This window comes from Nocardioides sp. T2.26MG-1, from assembly GCF_950101795.1.
Lineage (GTDB): Bacteria > Actinomycetota > Actinomycetes > Propionibacteriales > Nocardioidaceae > Nocardioides.
This window is the reverse complement of sequence record NZ_CATNLZ010000034.1, coordinates 175526-192789: the sequence shown is the minus strand read 5'-3', so window position 1 is coordinate 192789 and position 17264 is coordinate 175526. Positions and strand designations below refer to the sequence as shown.

Genomic DNA, 17264 nt, shown 5'->3' with positions numbered 1-17264 from the left:
ACCTCGCCACTTTTCCCCGAGCACCCCGTCGACGCTGGACCGTGTCGAACCAGCGCGCACGAGGGGAAGCCATGTCATCACCCACGCCGGCATTCAAGCCGCTCCGGATCACCGTCGTGGACAGCGAGGCCTGCCACTTCTGCGAGGACGCGCACCGGGCGCTTGCGACGCTGGCAGCCAGCTACCCGCTCGCGGTCGACACCCTAGCTGTGCGCAGCGAGGCCGGGCAGGCGCTGATGGCACGCCACCGCGCGCCGATGAGCCCCCTGGTCCTCCTCGACGGCACCTTCTTCAGCAGCGGACGCCTGCCACGACGCAAGCTGGAGAAGCTCCTCAAGAGCAGGTACGGCGACGCACCGAGCACCGCCTCCGCGACGAGGGGGGCCAACCATGGGTGACCTGCTGACAACCGGCTCGGTCCTCGCCGCGTTCTTCGCCGGAGGCGTCGCCCTGTTCGCACCGTGTTGCATCGTCTTCCTCGCCCCGTCCTATCTGGCGGTGGCCGTGAAGAACCGGCGGTGGCGACTGCTGCCGCTGACCTTCGTGTTCGCCGCCGGCCTCGCGCTCGTGCTCGTGCCGATCACGCTCGGCATGAGCCTGGTGGCCTCGACCATCGCGAACTACCACGCACCGCTGTACTACGCCGGCGGAGCATTGATGCTCGCGTTGGCGGGGCTCAGCCTGTCCGGTCGGATGGTCAGCCTGCCGTCCTTCCTGCGAGCCCCCGACACCACTCGCGGGGACTCGGCCAGCTTCTTCGCCCTCGGCGTCTTCTCCGGAATCGCCAGCTCCTGCTGCGCCCCGGTGCTCGCCGGGGTGATGACCCTGTCCGCCCTGTCCGGTTCCGCCGTCGGCGGAGTGACGCTGGGACTGGCCTACACCTTCGGCATGGTGTTCCCGCTGTTCGTGATGGCCCTGCTCTGGGACCGCTTCCGGCTCGGCGAGCGGCGCTTCCTGCAGGCCAGGCCGGTCCGGCTGCGGCTGGCCGGCAAGGTGCTGGCCACCAACACCATCAACATCGCGGTCGCCGTCGCGTTCGCTGTGATGGGTGGCTTCGTCATCTACCTGGCCAACACCGGCCAGATGACCGGTGGCCCCGGATTCCAGGTCTCCATCGGCAAGGGGCTGTCCGAGGTCTTCGCCCGCATCGAGACCTGGACCGACCCGGTCCCCGAGCCCGTGCTCGGACTCGCCGTGCTGGCCCTCGCCGCAGTCTTCGTCATCGCCACCCTCCGAGACCGACACCGACCGGACGCATCGACCGACGCGGACCCCGACGAGCATCCCGCCTGCCACGGCCCGGGCGTCGGCGCCCACCCCGACAACCACAGCTGACCCGGACCCTGGAGGAAACATCATGTCGCACAAGGCCGCCGAGCAATCCCGTAACGAACGCCGTCAGCGCGCGGAACAGGCCGCGCGGGCATCCGGTCGTCGTCGCCGCCTGCGCATCATGATCGGCACGGCCAGTGCATTGGCTCTGGTCGCCGCGGTGACAGCCATGATGCTCACCTCGCGCCCCGAGTCCTCCGACGCGATCCGCACCGCCCCCGAATTCACCCTCACCGACACCGGCGGCTCCGAACACACCCTGGCTCAACACCGCGGCGAGAACGTGCTCCTGTACTTCTCCGAGGGCGCCGGGTGTCAGTCCTGCATCGTCCAGATGGGCGAGATCGAGAAGCAAGCGGCAGCCTTCGAGAAGCTCGAGGTCACCGTGCTGCCGATCGTGATGAACACCCGCGAGCAGATCACCGCCGACATGACCGCCAACGGAGTCACCACACCGTTCCTGCTCGACGACGGCACGGTCTCCGAGGCCTACGGAACCCTCGGCAAAGGCATGCATGCCGGACTGCCCGGGCACAGCTTCGTGCTCATCGACAGGCAGGGCCGACAGCGCTGGTACGGCGAATACCCCTCCATGTGGCTGGCGCCCCAGGACCTGCTCGACGAGGTCCGCAGCAACCTCAGCGCCTGACCACCGAGGCAGAGTACCGACCTCGATGAAGGTTCGATGAAGGCCTCTCCGACCACCTTGTGGTGGTACCCCATGGGGGTATAGTCAAGTCCGAAGCCAGACACCCCGTTCGGGTACAGGCAGAGGAGGGTCGCGATGGCAGTCGAACCGGGATACATCACCGAGAAGCAGGCAGTGCTGACCCGGCTGCGCCGCATCGAGGGCCAGATTCGCGGCCTGCAGCGCCTGGTGGACGAGGAGCAGTACTGCATCGACATCCTCACCCAGGTCTCGGCGGCGACGAAGGCCCTCGAAGGCGTGGCGCTCGTTCTCCTCGACCAGCACCTCGAGCACTGCCTGACCCACGCCACCGACCCCGCCGAGGCCCAACAGAAGCTCAACGAGGCCTCCGCAGCGATCCGACGACTCGTCCGCTCATGACCGACCCGACCAACCAAGGAGCACCCATGCCCGCCCCACACACCAGCCACGAACTCCAGTTGGCCGACAGCCCCCCGAACGGCGGTGGCTGCGGCTGCGGAGGATGCGGCTGCGGCGCCAACACCGAGACCGGTAGTTCCACCGGCACCACCATCGAATCGACCGCCACCGCCGCAACGAAGGGAAACGAAATGACCACGACCAGCTACGACGTGACGGGGATGACCTGCGGCCACTGCGCCAGCGCCGTCACCAGCGAGCTCAAGAGCCTGGACGGCGTCAGCGACGTCTCCGTCGACCTCGTCGCCGGCGGGACCTCGTCGGTCACCGTGACCAGCGCCCAGCCCCTCGATCGGGCGCAGGTCGCCGCAGCCCTCGACGAGGCCGGCGACTACCACCTCGCCTGACGGGCCAGGCCCCTCACGTCCGAAGCGCGATCCATCCCCCAGGAGGCACAGTCATGACCCAGCAGACCACCGCGTCCGACACCGTCAACGACATCGAGCTCGCCATCGTTGGGATGACGTGCGCCTCCTGCGCCGCGCGGATCGAGAAGAAGCTGAACAAGCTCGACGGCGTCACCGCCACGGTCAACTACGCCACCGAGAAGGCCAAGGTCAGCTACCCGACAAACCTCAGCCCCGACGACCTCGTCACGGTGGTGGAGGCCACCGGCTACACCGCGACTGTGCCGGCCCGGGCGCCCAGCGGTGACGAGGGCGTGGCCACCACCGAGCCGGACGATCGGGACCGCGAGGCCGCGGGGTGGTGGCAGCGCCTGGTGGTATCGGCCGTGCTGACGGTGCCGGTGCTGGCCATGTCGATGATCCCGGCGCTGCAGTTCGACAACTGGCAGTGGATCTCGCTGACCCTGGCCTCACCCGTCGTTGTCTGGGGTGCCTGGCCGTTCCACCGAGCCGCGGTGACCAACGCCCGCCACGGCGCCGCCACCATGGACACCCTGATCTCGGTCGGCGTCACCGCCGCCTGGCTGTGGTCGCTGTGGGCACTGCTGTTCACCCACGCCGGGATGACCGGGATGCGGATGCCGTTCGACCTCTTCCCAGACGGCGAGGCGGACGTCCACATCTACCTCGAAGTGGCGGCCGCGGTCACCACCTTCATCATCGCGGGCCGCTACTTCGAGGCCCGCGCCAAGCGCCAGTCCGGTGCGGCGTTGCGCGCCCTGCTCGACATGGGCGCCAAGGACGTCGCCGTCCTCCGTGACGGCGCAGAGGTGCGCGTGCCCGTGAGCCAGCTGGCGGTCGGGGACCGGTTCATCGTGCGTCCGGGGGAGAAGGTCGCCACCGACGGTGTCGTCGAGGACGGCACGTCGGCCGTCGACGCCTCCATGCTCACCGGAGAGCCGGTGCCCGTCGAGGTCGGGCCCGGCGACTCCGTCGTCGGTGCCACCGTCAACGCCGGCGGTCGCCTCGTCGTCCGGGCCACCCGCGTCGGAGCCGACACCCAGCTGGCCCAGATGGCCCGCCTGGTCGAGGACGCCCAGAACGGCAAGGCCGAAGTCCAACGCCTCGCCGACCGAGTCTCGGCAGTCTTCGTCCCCATCGTCATCGCCCTCTCCCTGGCCACGCTCGCCGGGTGGCTGCTGAGCGGCCACAGTGTCACCGCGGCGTTCACCGCCGCAGTGGCGGTCCTGATCATCGCCTGCCCCTGCGCCCTCGGGCTGGCCACGCCCACCGCCCTGCTCGTCGGCACCGGCCGCGGCGCCCAGCTCGGCGTACTCATCAAGGGCCCCGAGGTGCTCGAGTCCACCCGGGTGGTCGACACCATCGTCCTGGACAAGACCGGCACCGTGACCACCGGGCGCATGGAGCTGGTCGAGGTCGTCCCCGCCGACGGCGTCGACCCTGCTGACCTGCTCCGACTGGTCGGGGCCCTCGAGAACGCCTCGGAACATCCGATCGGTCAGGCCATCGCCACCGGGGCCAGCCAACGAGTAGACAGGCAGCTGCCCGACGTCGAGGGGTTCACCTCGACGCAAGGCCTCGGGGTCGCCGGGGTGGTCGACGGCCACGCGGTCGTGGCGGGTCGACCCTCCTGGCTCGCCGGAGAGTGGAGCCAGCCACTGGACGCGCACCTGACGCAGGTGATCGACACCGCCGAGCAGCAAGGCCGGACCGTGATCGCCGCCGGCTGGGACGGATCGGCGCGCGGTGTGGTCGTGGTCTCGGATGCGATCAAGCCCACCAGCGCCCAGGCCGTGGCCGAGCTGAAGGAGCTGGGGCTGGAGCCGGTGCTGCTCACCGGCGACAACGAACGCGCCGCCCGGGCCGTCGCCGCAGAGGTCGGCATCGCGGAAGTCATCGCCGAGGTCCTCCCGGCCGACAAGGTGGCCGTCGTCGAACGCCTGCAACGCGAGGGCCGCACCGTCGCCATGGTGGGAGACGGCGTGAACGACGCCGCCGCCCTGGCCACCTCGCACCTGGGGATCGCTATGGGCACCGGCACCGACGTCGCCATCGAGGCCTCCGACCTCACCCTGGTCCGCGGCGATCTCCGCGCCGCCGTCGACGCGATCCGGCTGTCCCGGCGCACCTTGCGCACGATCAAGGGCAACCTGTTCTGGGCCTTCGCCTACAACGTCGCGGCACTGCCCCTGGCCGCGCTCGGCTTGCTCAACCCGCTGATCGCCGGCGCCGCGATGGCGTTCTCCTCGGTGTTCGTGGTGTCCAACAGCCTGCGGCTTCGCCGGTTCCAGGCGGTCTCCACGCAATCAACCGAGACACCGCACCTGGATCACGACTCGACCAGGACCAACCCTTCCAAGGTGGAGGCAGGACGATGACCACGCACCAGCACCCCAGCGGCCGCCACGACCACGACGCGGACGCGCACCGTGACGGCGCCGCCACCGCTGTCCTCGAGGTCTCCGGCGTTCAATGGGCGACCAGCAAGAACGTCGCCGAGGCCGTGCTGTCCCGTCAGCCGGGCGTGATCTCCGTGGACGCCAACCCGGTCGCGCAGACCGCCACCGTCACCTACGACCCGAAGCGCACCAGCATCAGTGAGCTGCGGGACTGGGTCCGCGAGTGCGGCTTCCACTGCGCGGGACAGTCCGTTCCCAGCCACGTGTGCGACCCCATGCTCGAACCAGGTCATGACCACCCCGTCGACCACGCTCGGCGGGGCACGGACGGCGCACATGACGCGCACGCCGGGCATCACGGTCACGCCGGAGCTACCGGTCCGGAGTCGCCCGTCTCGTCACCGCACGACGCGATGGGTCACGGCGGTCACGGGGAGATGTCGATGGCCGACATGGTCCGCGACATGCGCAACCGGTTCCTGGTCGCCGTGCTGCTTGCCGTACCCGTCTCGCTGTACTCGCCGATGGGGCGCGACATGCTCGGCTTCGACGCCGCCGCCCCGTTCGGCATGCGCGACGACATCTTCACCCTGATCCTGTCGCTGCCTGTCATCTTCTACTCCGCGTGGATCTTCTTCGACGGCGCCTGGCGGGCCCTGCGGGCCCGGACCCTGGACATGATGGTGCTGGTGGCCGTGGCCGTCGGCGCCGGTTGGCTCTATTCCCTCGGGGTCACTATCACCGGCGGCGGCGAGGTCTTCTACGAGGCCGCGGTGATGCTCACCGCATTCGTGCTGCTCGGCCACTGGTTCGAGATGCGGGCCCGAGGCGGTGCCAACGACGCCATCCGCACCTTGTTGGACCTGGCCCCGCCGATGGCGGTCGTGCTCCGCGCGGGTGAACCCGTCGAGGTCCCCACCTCTGAGGTCCAGGTCGACGACCTGCTCCTGGTTCGCCCCGGCGCGAAGATCGCCACCGACGGCACCGTGGAAGAAGGCGAGTCCGAAGTCGACGAGTCCATGGTCACCGGCGAGAGCCTCCCGGTGCACAAGGCGCCGGGCGACCAGGTCATCGGCGCCACCGTCAACGCCAGCGGCACGCTTCGAGTGCGCGCCACCAAGGTGGGCTCCGACACCGCCCTGGCCCAGATCGTCGCCCTGGTGCAGCAGGCGCAGAACTCCAAGGCCCCCGGACAGCGGCTCGCCGACAAGGCCGCGTTCTGGCTGGTCCTCGTCGCCCTCGTCGGAGGAGTCGGCACCTTCCTGGTCTGGCTCGCGGCAGGCGCCAGCGTGCAGACCGCCCTGCTGTTCGCCATCACCGTCGTCGTCATCACCTGCCCCGACGCCCTCGGTCTGGCCACGCCGACAGCGATCATGGTCGGCTCCGGTCTCGGGGCGAAGCGCGGAATCCTGTTCAAGAACGCCACCGCGATCGAGTCCTCCGCCCGCATCGACACCGTCGTGTTCGACAAGACCGGCACCCTCACCAAGGGAGAGCCCGAGGTCACCGAGGTGGTGGTCGACGACTTCGATCACGACCGGGTGCTGGCCCTCGCCGGCGCACTCGAACGCGAGTCCGAGCACCCGCTCGCAGACGCCGTCGTGCGATACGTCGACGCCACCGACGTCCCGCGGCTGCGCGCCACCCGCTTCCGCAACGTCACCGGCATCGGCGCCCTCGCCGAGGTCGACGGCCACCAGGTCGCCATCGGCAACCGACGCCTGATGGAGTCCGAAGGCGTCACGATCGGCGAACTAGGCGCGCGGCGCGACGAGATCGCCTCCGGAGGCCGCACAGCGGTGTTCGTCGCCGTCGACGGCCGAGCCGTCGCCGTGATCGGCATTGCCGACGCGGTCCGTGAGACCTCCGCCGCGGCTATCGCCGCGCTCCACCAGGCGGGCATCAGGGTGGCCATGCTGACCGGTGACAACCGGGCAACGGCCGAGCGGATCGCCGAGGAGCTGGGGATCGACGACGTCATCGCCGAGGTGCTGCCCGAGGACAAGGCGCACCAGGTCCAGCAGCTGCAGGCTCAGGGACGCACCGTCGCGATGGTGGGCGACGGCGTCAATGACTCTCCCTCGCTGGTACAGGCCGATGTCGGCATCGCCGTGGGCGCGGGCACTGACGTCGCGATCGAGGCTGCAGACGTCGTGCTCATGCGGTCCGACCCGCTGGACGTCCCAGTGGCGCTGACGATCGGCCGGGGCACGCTGCGCAAGATGCGCCAGAACCTCGGCTGGGCGGTGGGCTACAACGCGATCGCCCTACCGATCGCGGCGGGCGTGTTCGAGCCCGCCTTCGGGCTGGTGCTCCGACCGGAGGTTGCCGCCTTGTCGATGTCCGGGTCCAGCTTCCTGGTCGCGGTCAACGCGCTCCTGCTCAAGCGCCTGCGGTTGCCTGCACAGCCCGCGGATGCTGAGCCGGTAAGAGACGAACGCCTTCAGCCCGTGGGCTGACACTCATCCCCTGCGAGGGCTTGTCGAACTGTGTGCCGGCAAGCCCTCGCATGTAGTCACTGCTGACCCAGCTCCTTTGGCAGTGGCAGGGCCAAGAGCGCCCGCAGGAACTCTCGGGCACTCCATTGAGCATCCTGGAGGCTCGAGGCCGAGCCTTGGAAATCGGGGACGGGTCGTGCGTCGGCTTCTTCCTTCGTCGTAGCCGGTCCGTTCTCCTCGATGTCCTGGACCAGCCAGTCCATCTCCTTGATCTCCTTGCGCTGCGTCGCCGCGATGCCGTCCGCTAGCTCGCGGACCCGGACGTCCTCGATTCCGGCTCTCTCGCTGGTCAAGATGGCGATCGAGTGGTGGGGGATCATCGCCTTCATGTAGCTCTCGTCATCGACGAGGACCTGCGAGCGCGACAGGTACAAAGCTGTACCGCCAAGCACGATCGCGCCCAGGACGATGCCGACGTTCACCACACGGTTCCGGTACATCATCCCCCACATGAACGCCAGCATGATGAGGGCCATCGCCGCGCCCATGAGGAGTGCCATGTACACGCGCTCCTCGCTGAAGCGGACATGATCGGCGCTGAACGCGTTGGTGTAGGTGAGCCCGAACATGACGACAGTCGACGTCGCGATCATCAGTCCGAAACGCAGATACATCTTCGCCTCGTGGTGTCCGCTGGAGTTGCCGTCGTGAGCTCCGTTGTCGCTGTTGTGCTCGGAATGTTCGTCCGGCTCGGGGTGGGTGGCATGCTGCTGTTCGTTCTGCTGACGCTGGTTCATCTCGTTGTCCTTCAAGGTCGAAGTCGGTGCGTGCAGGCGGCATGGGATGACCGAACCTCTCGGATCCGGTCATCCCAAGCGGCCGCGTTAACCGATGGCGCTCAGGACGCGGTTGCAGGCGTCCTCGCACCGGCGGCACGCCTCGGCACAGATGCGGCAGTGCTCATGCATCTCGGCGTGCTTCTCGCACTCCTCCGCGCAGGACCTGCAGGCTTGAGCGCACGCCTGCAGCACTGCGCGGGTGATGTTGGCGTCGTAGCCCGTGTGGCGTGACAGCACCCGGCCAGTGGCCTCGCAGATGTCGGCGCAGTCTGAGTTCGTGCGGATGCACTTGGTCAGTTCGGCGACCATTTCCTCGCTCAGGCACGCGTCGGCGCACGCCGTGCACGCCTGAGCGCACTCCACGCATGCTTCTACGCATTGCGCCAAGAGCTCGCGGTCCGTGTTGATCTGCGCCGGGTAGGTCTTCATCATGTCGCTGATCGTGCTGGTCATGAGCTTCTCCGTATCGTCGTGATGTGGTCCTGTGGGCTATCGAGTGCGCAGCAGCGGGCACCGTGGTGGTGTCGCAGGCTGCACAGAGCCCTCAGGTCCGGATCACCGGAGACGCGCGTGGCGGCGAGAGGGGCGGGGGACTTCCGCGGGCGGTTGCCCTCCAGTGGGCGACGAGGAGCCGCCGCGAGGGCAATGCCCTGAGCAGGCGGGTCGGTTCACGCCACATTCCGCCCCGGCGTAACAGCAGAATGCCGACGGCAAGGATGGAGAGACAGGCGCCCAGCAGGTGCAGGAGCTGTGCACTTCCGTTCTCGCTACCAGGCCCGTGGTCAGAGCCGGCGTCGCGCAGACCCTCGCCGTCCCTGCCAGACCCGACGGAAGCCGCCTGCATGGCTTCTCCTGTCGCGGCGGAGGCTCCCGCCGGCGCGACCGTGGTCATGCCCACGTGTCGGGCGAACAGGTTGTCGCCTGAGGCACCGGCGAGCACGAAGAGAGCGGCCAGGACACACCCGGCGAGCGTTCGAGCTCGGCTGAAGGGCGGTCGCTGGCGGCGGTCCATCACTCCACCCGTACCCCTATGGCGCTGAGGTCATACGCAAGCTGCTGTCGGCCGTCCGAACCATGGTGCCGTCAGTGGACGAGATCTACTCGCGACGGCCACGGGTTCGGCCGACAACCGGCCAAGCCCTTGGTCTGCTGCAACATCACTGGCGCGAGCCTTCCCGGACCGGGACACCCGACGTGGGGATAGCCCAGGGCGTGGCCAGTCTCGTGGTTGACGACGTAGCGCCGGTATGCCCGCAGGTCACCGGCGTATCCGTATGCGCCGAACTGCCAGCGCCAGGCATTGAGGACGACGTCCCCGCCGTTGCGGCACGACAGCCGACCGCCCGTGTCGAGCGGTGCGCAGAGTTCATCGGCCGTCTCTGGGGTGGCCAGGACGATCCGGAGGTCGGCATGGCCATCGACGCGGACGAGCGTGTGTCGCGTCGCCCAGCCGCGCCCATCAGACAGGGTCTCTTCGACCAGCCGCGCCACATCCGCCGTGTTGAAGGGCAGGCCCTGCTCGACCTCGACCCGGTACGTCACCCCGTTCTGCGAGCCGCGCGGCGCGGCGGCGGCGACTTCAAAGGTGCCTGCGCCGCGCTCCGGAATGCGAGTGGCGGGGGAGGGGGGCCCACTCGGATCTGGGTCACGATCTCGACGGACCTCCACCTCGCCGTCGGTCCGCTCGCGCCTGACAGCCTGTTCAGCGGAAGGAGATGCGGCAATTGCAGTGCGGCCGCCCGCGTCTTCGGTGTCCGTCGGGCGGGGGATGAGAAACGCGACGGGTCCAGCCACGGCGGCAGTCGTCGCCAGCGCCGCCAGGCCGGTGAGCGCTGCCGTGGCACGCCGACGTGGCGCGCGATGGGAACCCGCTCGTCGATGCGTGGCTTTGCGCCTACTCATCGTCCCGGCACCGTCACAGCACGCGGGACCAGGTGTCGCCGCCATCAGTGGACTGGTAGACGGTGGTCTCGGTCGCGGCGAACCAGCGCTGGGCACTGATGGTGAACGCGGCCGGCTGGCCATCGATCGATCCGACCTCGCGCCAGGTTCGACCGGTGTCGGTGCTGACCCGAACGACGCCGTCGGGGTCGACACCCGCCAGGCTCCCGTCGGGAGTGGTGTCGAGGTACATCATGTTCGGGCCGCCGAGCTCACGGGTCTCGCCGGACCTGGTGTTGATGCTGACGAGCTGGCCGTTGGCGTTGGTCGCGATCAGCGAGTCGTTGTCATCGACCGCCGCAACGCTGATCAGCGGACCTCGGTATGTCTCGTCGAATGTCCTCCGGTCCTCGGTGCGCAGCAGGCTTCCGGACGTGGCGTCGTATGCGTAGAGGGCGTCGCCGGCGGGCTCGAGGATGTGGAAGTCCGCCTCACCCTGGAGGGCGAGGGGGGTCCAGGTCCGTCCGGCGTCGGTGGATTCGGTCAGGCCCAGGTGGGCGGGCAGGTCCTCGCGGAGGTCCGGGTGCCCGCTTCCCAGGAAGTGGCCAGGGCCGACGACTGTGAACGCCATCGTGTCCTGATACCGGTCTGCGACGCGGCTCGGCCGGCCGCTCTCGTCGACGTGGAAGAGGCCGAAGTGGGTGGCGACGTAGAGGCTGTCGTCGGCCGGATCGACGCCGAGACCGTGGATGTGGCCGACGCTCGTGTCCTCATCTACGGGCGGTGTTGTTGCCGGGGTGTCCTTGGCGCAGGCGCCTGAGAGCAGAGCTGTACCGAGGAGGACGGCTGTGAGGGCGACATGGGGTCGGTACATAGGGCGGCTCCGAGGTAAGGATGGCGCCGGGCTGGCGGAGTAGCTCCGTCCTGCCCGGCACCAGGGACGAGATCAGGACTTCAGCAGGTCCTGCATCGTCTGGATCTCCTCCGCCTGTGTCGTCTCGATCTCCTTGGCCATGTCGACAGCCTCGGGGAACTCGCCCTCGGACTGCTCGGTCTTCGCCATCTCGATCGCACCCTCGTGGTGCTCGATCATCATGGTGAGAAACATCTGGTCGAACTCCGCGCCGGACGCCGACTCGAGGTCGGCCATCTCGTCCTCGGTCATCATTCCGCCCATGTCGTCGGAGGACATGTCGCCGTGATCCATGCCCGACATGCCCTCATCCGGGACGTCCTCGCCCCATGACTCCAACCAGCCGGTCAGTGTCTCGATCTCGGGGCCTTGGGCTGCCTCGATGTCGGTGGCGAGGTCCTTGACCTCCTGGCTTTCAGCGCGTGATTCGGCGAGGTCGGCCATCTCGATGGCCTGCTGGTGGTGGGGGATCATCTCCTGGGCGAAGGTGACGTCGGCGTCGTTGTGCCCGCCAGCGGTGTCAGTGTCGTCTTCGTTGCCACAGGCGGTGAGGGTGAACAGCGAGGCCGTCACGACGGCGGTGATCAGCGACTTGCGCATGAGTGTTTCTCCATCTGTGTGATCAGTGTCTGGGGAGGCGAAAGCCCCGAGTCGCCCGGGTCGGGCGCTCGTGGCGGACGCCTGTCAGCAGCGGATCACACAGAGCATGCGGAGGCCTGGCGGGTCACGGTCTCGCCCGATGAGCCGCAAGGGCTGCCACGCGGGCAGCATGGTGCGGGCGATGCGGACGCCGCGACGTGCGAGCAGCAGGGCGATCCCCAGCAGTAGGAGGCCGGCCAGCACGGCTAGGCAGAGCCCAAGAAGCCCCGCACCGTTCTCGCCGACGGGCTCCTCAGAGCTCATTCCCGCTGGGTGGCCCGCGACGATCGGTTCGGGGGTATCCGGCTCATTGGCAGCCGGCCCGGAGTGGTCATGGCTGATGGCGCCGCTCGCGGCGATCATGGCGATTGCGCTCTGGGATGTGGCTCCCACGGAGTGAGCGCCGGTGTGGGAGCCCCAGCCGTGCATCGACAGAAGGCCGAACAGTGCGACGGCAACCGCGACCAGCGCGTAGCGCGGCCCGCGTGTCCCGGTCGGTGCTCGGAGATCCTGCATGAGCTCGATCTTAGGCAGCCGCTGGTGCATGGTCGTGGGGCGGTTACGGTCGAGGTCACCATTCCAATCCGAAGGCGCAGGGAGATGGATCAGCACCGGATCTGCCGGGGCGGTGTTCGGATTGGGCCGGAGGAGATCCGAATCCGGCCTCATGGTGAAGCGCGGAGTCGACACAGGTCGAGATCTCATCCGCATACCCGTGCCGGAAGCTCCCGAACGCGCCGCCCTTCGGCTCGACCTGGGAACTCCCGACCCAGGTCGTGACTCCGGTCAGCCAGCCGCCGTACCGTGCGGCCGCCAACGCGCTGAGGAATTGCGTCACAAGCCTGGACCCACCGGAACGGCGCTTGGAGGTGTGGCCCACAGGGCGGCGTGGCGTGCAAGGGAACTACAACATTGAGCCCAAGTCGGACCCTACGGTGGGGTAGGCGGCTGTCGCGGACTTCAGTTGACGGGTGGTGAGGCCGACCTTGATGGCCAGGCCGAGAGTGTTGATCAGCTCCCCGTACTCGTGTCCTAGCAGGTGGGCTCCGACGACCTGGTCGGTTGACTGGTCGATGAGGATCTTCGTCGCAGCGGTGGTTGCGCCGATCCGGTAGTTGGAGTACCAGCCGCTGGTGTCGGAGTAGCGGATGGCGAGATCGATGCCCTCCTGGCGGGCTTCGGATTCCAGCATGCCGACGCGGGTGAGTTCAGGGATGGTGAAGACCGCCGTGGGCACGCCGGCGTAGTCCGGGGTCGTGGTGGTGCCCTTGATCATGTTGGAGGCGGCGACCTTGGCCTCCGAAACCGCGACCGGTGTGAGCGGCATCCCGGCGGTGTCAGCGGAGTCGCCTGCGGCCCAGACGGCCGGGTTGGTCGTGCTTTGGAGGTAGTCGGCGACGTGGATGCCGTGCTCGCCCCATTCGACCCCGGCGGCGTCGAGGCCGAGGTCTGCCAGGTCCGCGACTCGGCCGGCGCCGTGGACGACGAGGTCGGTCTCGATGGTCTCCTGGGCGCCGTCGTGCTCGAGTGCGACTCGGTAGCCGGTGTCGGACTGGTGCAGGTTCACGACGCTGGTGCGTCGGCGCAGGTCGATGCCGACTTCCCGGCCGTGGTCGACCAGGAGCTCGACGAGGTCGGGGTCGAAGCCCTTCAATGGACGCTCGCCGCGGTCGATGATCGTTGCTGCGCTGCCGGCGCGTGCGGCTATGTGGGCGAACTCGAATGAGATGAAGCCGCCTCCGACGAACAGGATCCGAGAAGGCAGTTCCTCGAGATCCAGGAAGTCGGTGCTGTCGATCAGATGCTGGTGGCCCGGGAACTCCAGGGGACGTGGTCGCGCACCGGTGGCGACCAGGAGGCGGTCGGCGTCGTAGACGGTGCCGTCGATCTCGAGCTGGCGAGGACCGGTAAACCTCGCCCGGCCGTGCAGGGTGGTGACGCCGCTGCGGGTCAGGCCGTCCTCCATGCTCTGGGGGACCGGGTCGGTGAAGCCGTGTTTGTGCTTCATCAAGTCCGCCCAGTTGATCGACAACCCGTCGCTGTTGATGCCCTTGCCGCTCAGCAGGCGGGCACTCTCGATGACCTCGGCGCCGCGTCGCAGGATCTTCTTGGGATCGCAGCCCCGCAAGGCGCACGTGCCGCCGTAAGGGAGTGAGTCGACGATGGCCACTTCCCACCCTTGGGCTGCGCACTTGTTCGCGGCGGCGACTCCGGCCATGCCGGCGCCGATCACGATCAGGTCGAAGTGCTGGCTCATGCGGTGTTCTCCTTGACTGTCAGGTCGGTGGAGCTGTCAGCGTTCTGTGCGGGTGAGGTGTCCGTGTGCACGGTCGGTCTCGGGCTATGGCTCGGACGATTGCGTCGCCGGCCTCGGACCCACCGTGCCCATCCGGGCAGCGGCGAGCACGAGCCCAGATCAGCACCCAGTTCTGCAGGGACCAGCTGGCGATGGCGCCGGCGATCCCCAGCGACAACAGGACCGGCAGGCCGCAGCAGAGGCCGATGGCGTCGGCCGTTGCCGCGATGGGGCCGATGGTGGTGATGCGGTCACGCATCGGCCAGGACCGCCCGTAGTTGCTCGAGGGTCGGTGCGCCTTGGAATCCATCCGGCGTGCGGTAGCGGCGGCAGGTCAGGCCGACCTCGGAGTCGGGCTCGGCGAAGACGTCGACGCCGTCGACCTGGATGCTCGGGGAGCCGTGGAAGCCGGTGCGCTCGGCCTCCGCCGGAGTCTCGACAAGATGGCGAGTCAAGCGGACGTCGCCGCGCTCCGACGCAACGACGCGGAGTCGTTCGTCCGCCACCTTCCAATTCGGGCAGTCCTCGAAGTAGAGCAGCGTGATGTCCATAGCCGTCACGTTAAACCTTGATCCATGGTGCAAGGTCAAGCGTAAAGTGAGACCATGCGCATTGGAGAGGCTGCCGAGGCGGCGGGCGTAGCGGCACAGACCATCCGCTTCTACGAGCGGCGTGGCCTGCTTCCCCAGCCACCGCGGGGTCCCAACGGTTACCGGGACTACGACGCCTCGGTCCTCAACCGGCTCGCATTTATCCGCAGCGGCCAGGCGGCTGGTCTCACCCTGGTCGAGGTGGCCAGCATCCTCGAGCTGCGTCGAGACGGCGCCGTCCCGTGCTCGCACGTCCAATCCCTGCTCGTGACCAAGCGGGAAGGCATCCGGGCCCGGCAACGCGAGCTCGCCGCGCTCGAAGCGGAGATTGAGGGGCTCATCAGCCGCAGTGACCGGCTTGATCCTGCTGACTGCACCGACACCAAGATCTGTCACATCATCGTGCGAGACACGTGAGGCAAGGGTCGAGGTTGTAGGGCGGGGAGTTCGCAGGTGTCCATCATGGCGGCAGTGACGCCTGCATCCGGGGGACGTCGGTGATCGTCCCGTTGACGTCGGCGGTGGGCTGCGCGCCAGGGTGCGAGCGGCCTGGCAGCTGTAGGGGCCGCAGGCACCCAGATGAAGCACTTCGTCCACTACTGCGCCGTCGCCTCGTAATGGTGTGCGCTGCGAGGTGCCTGGACGGGCAACCACCACTTGGCCGCCGCTCGACCAACCGCCGTTCGGCCGCACCAGTGGGTCCGACTGCGATTCGAGCCACGCCGCGCTTATGTCCCGAAAACGTCAGCGCAAGCCGTCTGATCTGAGCACATAGCGTCAAGAAGATCTGGATTCGGCGCGCTGGGTTTTGCGCGTCTGCGCAGGTCAGAGCACACATCGGCAAGTGCGGTCAAAGGATCCAGCGGCGGAACGCACACACGCTGGAGGTCCAGAGGTCGCAGGTTCAAATCCTGCCCCCGCTACAAAGTTCAGGCTCGGAATCTACGGATTCCGAGCCTGAAAGCATTTGGAGATTTGATCCAGTGTCCACTTACTGTCGCGAAATCTGGACCCAGCCTGACGCCGGCCGAACTAGGTCGTTCCCGATATCGTCGATGCAGGCCCTGCGCCGCCGCGCCCAGCACGCCGGCATCGACGGATTCCACCTGCACCGGCTCCGCCACACCGCCGCCCACAGCTGGCAGGCCGCTGGTGGCACCGAATCCGGACTGATGGCCATGGCTGGCTGGTCCCGCACCGACATGCTCGTGCGCTACACCCGCGCCACCGCCGCCGAGCGCGCCGCCATCGAGGCGCTGCGCCTCGACGTCGGAAACATCTGACCACCTCGACTGTTGATCTATTGCGTTTGCTTCGAATATTGCGAATAATGGATGTCTTGAGAGAGGAGTCACCATGACCGCCTTGGCACTCGCCTCCGTCCAGCCCGACGAGTCCGACATCAACACCGCCGTCGAGGCACTGCCGCACGTCAAGGACTACCTCGCCACGCACACCGACAGCGTGATCCGCCTTGTCGTCGCCGACGACCCCGAGGAGACACTTGTAGTCCCGCGCGGGGCGGTCGAGCTCCTCGCGCGGGTGCTCGCCCACATGGCCGCAGGTCAGGGGGTCTCGGTCGTGCCGGCGCATGCCGAGCTCACCACGCAGCAGGCAGCCGAACTGCTCAATGTCAGCCGACCGTTCCTCATCGGGCTGCTCGACGCCGGAGACATCGAGTACCGCAAGGTCGGCAAGCACCGCCGGATCAAGGCCCAGTCTCTGATGGCCTACATGGCCCGCGACGACCAGGAGCGGCGTGACGCCGCAGACGAGCTCACCCGGCTCAACCAAGAGATGGGCCTGCTCTGAGGTGTCGTTCGTCGTCCTGTACGACGCCAACGTGCTCTACCCGAGCACGCTCCGCGACCTGCTCATCCGAATCGCCCAGGCCGGTCTCGTCCAGGCTAGGTGGACCGACCAGATCCTCGACGAGGTGTTTCGCAACCTCCTCGCGAACCGGCCCGATCTCGCCCCGCAGAACCTGGCCCGCACCCGCGAGCTGATGAACAAAGCAGTTCGCGACTGCCTGGTCACCGGCTACGAGCCGCTCATCGACGCGGTCGAGTTGCCCGACCCCGACGACCGGCACGTGCTCGCCGCCGCGATCAAGGCCCGCGCGCAGGTCGTCGTGACCGACAACCTCAAGGACTTCCCACCTGCCGCGCTCGAGGCTTGGGACATGGAGGCGAAGTCACCCGACGACTTTGTTCTCGACCAGATCGACATCAGCCGCGAGACGGTCTACGGCGCCGTCGAGCGGATCGCCGACTCCCGCCAGAACCCGCCGGCCACCTTCGCTGACGTGCTCGCCATGCTCGAACGCGACGGCCTCGTCGAAACGTCGGCCGCACTCCGCCCGTGAGTGCGGGTGCGTCGCGGATGTTCGTCGGTTGAGGCTGAAACAAGTGCAGGTGAGCCCTGTAGCCCCGACACGCCC

The 17264-nt window shown here is 68.1% G+C and carries 19 protein-coding genes; 11 read left to right on the top strand and 8 right to left on the bottom strand.

Annotation, left to right across the window (positions count from 1 at the left end; translation table 11 throughout):
- The first annotated feature begins 71 nt into the window (after window positions 1–71).
- The 7 genes from QQZ14_RS21340 (at window position 72) to QQZ14_RS21310 (ending at window position 7687) form a co-directional block, all read left to right on the top strand.
- Complete coding sequence (locus tag QQZ14_RS21340; RefSeq protein WP_121258938.1) at window positions 72–398, top strand: glutaredoxin; 327 nt, start codon at window positions 72–74, stop codon at window positions 396–398.
- Window positions 391–1335, top strand: a complete 945-nt coding sequence (locus QQZ14_RS21335; RefSeq protein WP_284536440.1) for a cytochrome c biogenesis CcdA family protein — start codon at window positions 391–393, stop codon at window positions 1333–1335. Before QQZ14_RS21340 ends, QQZ14_RS21335 begins: the two co-directional genes overlap by 8 nt.
- A gap of 22 nt (window positions 1336–1357) precedes the next feature.
- Entirely contained in the window at window positions 1358–1981 is a 624-nt protein-coding gene (locus QQZ14_RS21330; RefSeq protein WP_284536439.1) for a peroxiredoxin family protein, read from the top strand.
- Window positions 1982–2116: 135 nt separating this feature from the next.
- The gene (locus QQZ14_RS21325) at window positions 2117–2401 is read left to right on the top strand and encodes a metal-sensitive transcriptional regulator (protein ID WP_135268761.1); all 285 of its coding nucleotides are present in this window, start codon (window positions 2117–2119) and stop codon (window positions 2399–2401) included.
- A 191-nt stretch (window positions 2402–2592) separates the two neighbouring features.
- Window positions 2593–2808 (top strand): heavy-metal-associated domain-containing protein, encoded by a 216-nt coding sequence (locus QQZ14_RS21320; protein ID WP_030485937.1) that lies wholly within the window; start codon window positions 2593–2595, stop codon window positions 2806–2808.
- Between the two features lie 53 nt (window positions 2809–2861).
- Window positions 2862–5207, top strand: a complete 2346-nt coding sequence (locus QQZ14_RS21315; protein WP_284536437.1) for a heavy metal translocating P-type ATPase — start codon at window positions 2862–2864, stop codon at window positions 5205–5207.
- Entirely contained in the window at window positions 5204–7687 is a 2484-nt protein-coding gene (locus QQZ14_RS21310; RefSeq protein WP_284536436.1) for a heavy metal translocating P-type ATPase, read from the top strand. Before QQZ14_RS21315 ends, QQZ14_RS21310 begins: the two co-directional genes overlap by 4 nt.
- A 56-nt stretch (window positions 7688–7743) precedes the next feature.
- Here the strand turns inward: QQZ14_RS21310 and QQZ14_RS21305 are convergent, their stop codons facing one another.
- The 8 genes from QQZ14_RS21305 to QQZ14_RS21270 form a co-directional block, all read right to left on the bottom strand.
- Window positions 7744–8478 carry a DUF305 domain-containing protein gene (locus tag QQZ14_RS21305; protein ID WP_284536435.1) on the bottom strand — a complete coding sequence of 245 codons (735 nt, stop codon included), beginning with the start codon at window positions 8476–8478 and terminating at the stop codon, window positions 7744–7746.
- Between the two features lie 72 nt (window positions 8479–8550).
- Window positions 8551–8958, bottom strand: a complete 408-nt coding sequence (locus QQZ14_RS21300) for a four-helix bundle copper-binding protein (protein ID WP_284536434.1) — start codon at window positions 8956–8958, stop codon at window positions 8551–8553.
- A gap of 630 nt (window positions 8959–9588) precedes the next feature.
- Window positions 9589–10299 carry a DUF3152 domain-containing protein gene (locus QQZ14_RS21295; RefSeq protein ID WP_284536433.1) on the bottom strand — a complete coding sequence of 237 codons (711 nt, stop codon included), beginning with the start codon at window positions 10297–10299 and terminating at the stop codon, window positions 9589–9591.
- 121 nt (window positions 10300–10420) lie between these two features.
- The gene (locus tag QQZ14_RS21290) at window positions 10421–11260 is read right to left on the bottom strand and encodes a F510_1955 family glycosylhydrolase (RefSeq protein WP_284536432.1); all 840 of its coding nucleotides are present in this window, start codon (window positions 11258–11260) and stop codon (window positions 10421–10423) included.
- A 72-nt stretch (window positions 11261–11332) separates the two neighbouring features.
- Window positions 11333–11899 (bottom strand): DUF305 domain-containing protein, encoded by a 567-nt coding sequence (locus QQZ14_RS21285; RefSeq protein WP_284536431.1) that lies wholly within the window; start codon window positions 11897–11899, stop codon window positions 11333–11335.
- 84 nt (window positions 11900–11983) lie between these two features.
- Window positions 11984–12628 (bottom strand): hypothetical protein, encoded by a 645-nt coding sequence (locus QQZ14_RS21280; RefSeq protein WP_284536430.1) that lies wholly within the window; start codon window positions 12626–12628, stop codon window positions 11984–11986.
- Window positions 12629–12842: 214 nt separating this feature from the next.
- On the bottom strand, window positions 12843–14195 hold the full coding sequence (locus QQZ14_RS21275; protein ID WP_224280310.1) for a dihydrolipoyl dehydrogenase family protein: 1353 nt from the start codon (window positions 14193–14195) through the stop codon (window positions 12843–12845).
- Between the two features lie 290 nt (window positions 14196–14485).
- Window positions 14486–14785 (bottom strand): DF family (seleno)protein, encoded by a 300-nt coding sequence (locus tag QQZ14_RS21270; protein ID WP_224280311.1) that lies wholly within the window; start codon window positions 14783–14785, stop codon window positions 14486–14488.
- A 54-nt stretch (window positions 14786–14839) separates the two neighbouring features.
- Between QQZ14_RS21270 and QQZ14_RS21265 the strand changes: the two genes are divergently transcribed.
- The 4 genes from QQZ14_RS21265 to QQZ14_RS21250 all read left to right on the top strand — a co-directional run bounded on the left by QQZ14_RS21265 (window position 14840) and on the right by QQZ14_RS21250 (window position 17189).
- A complete protein-coding gene (locus QQZ14_RS21265) occupies window positions 14840–15241 on the top strand; it encodes a MerR family DNA-binding transcriptional regulator (RefSeq protein ID WP_224280312.1) in 402 nt (133 codons plus the stop codon).
- A gap of 638 nt (window positions 15242–15879) precedes the next feature.
- A complete protein-coding gene (locus tag QQZ14_RS21260; RefSeq protein ID WP_284536429.1) occupies window positions 15880–16107 on the top strand; it encodes a tyrosine-type recombinase/integrase in 228 nt (75 codons plus the stop codon).
- Between the two features lie 73 nt (window positions 16108–16180).
- Complete coding sequence (locus QQZ14_RS21255) at window positions 16181–16636, top strand: helix-turn-helix domain-containing protein (protein ID WP_284536428.1); 456 nt, start codon at window positions 16181–16183, stop codon at window positions 16634–16636.
- A gap of 1 nt (window position 16637) precedes the next feature.
- Window positions 16638–17189: a PIN domain-containing protein gene (locus tag QQZ14_RS21250; protein ID WP_284536427.1), complete on the top strand. Its 552-nt coding sequence runs from the start codon at window positions 16638–16640 to the stop codon at window positions 17187–17189.
- Window positions 17190–17264 lie beyond the last annotated feature (75 nt).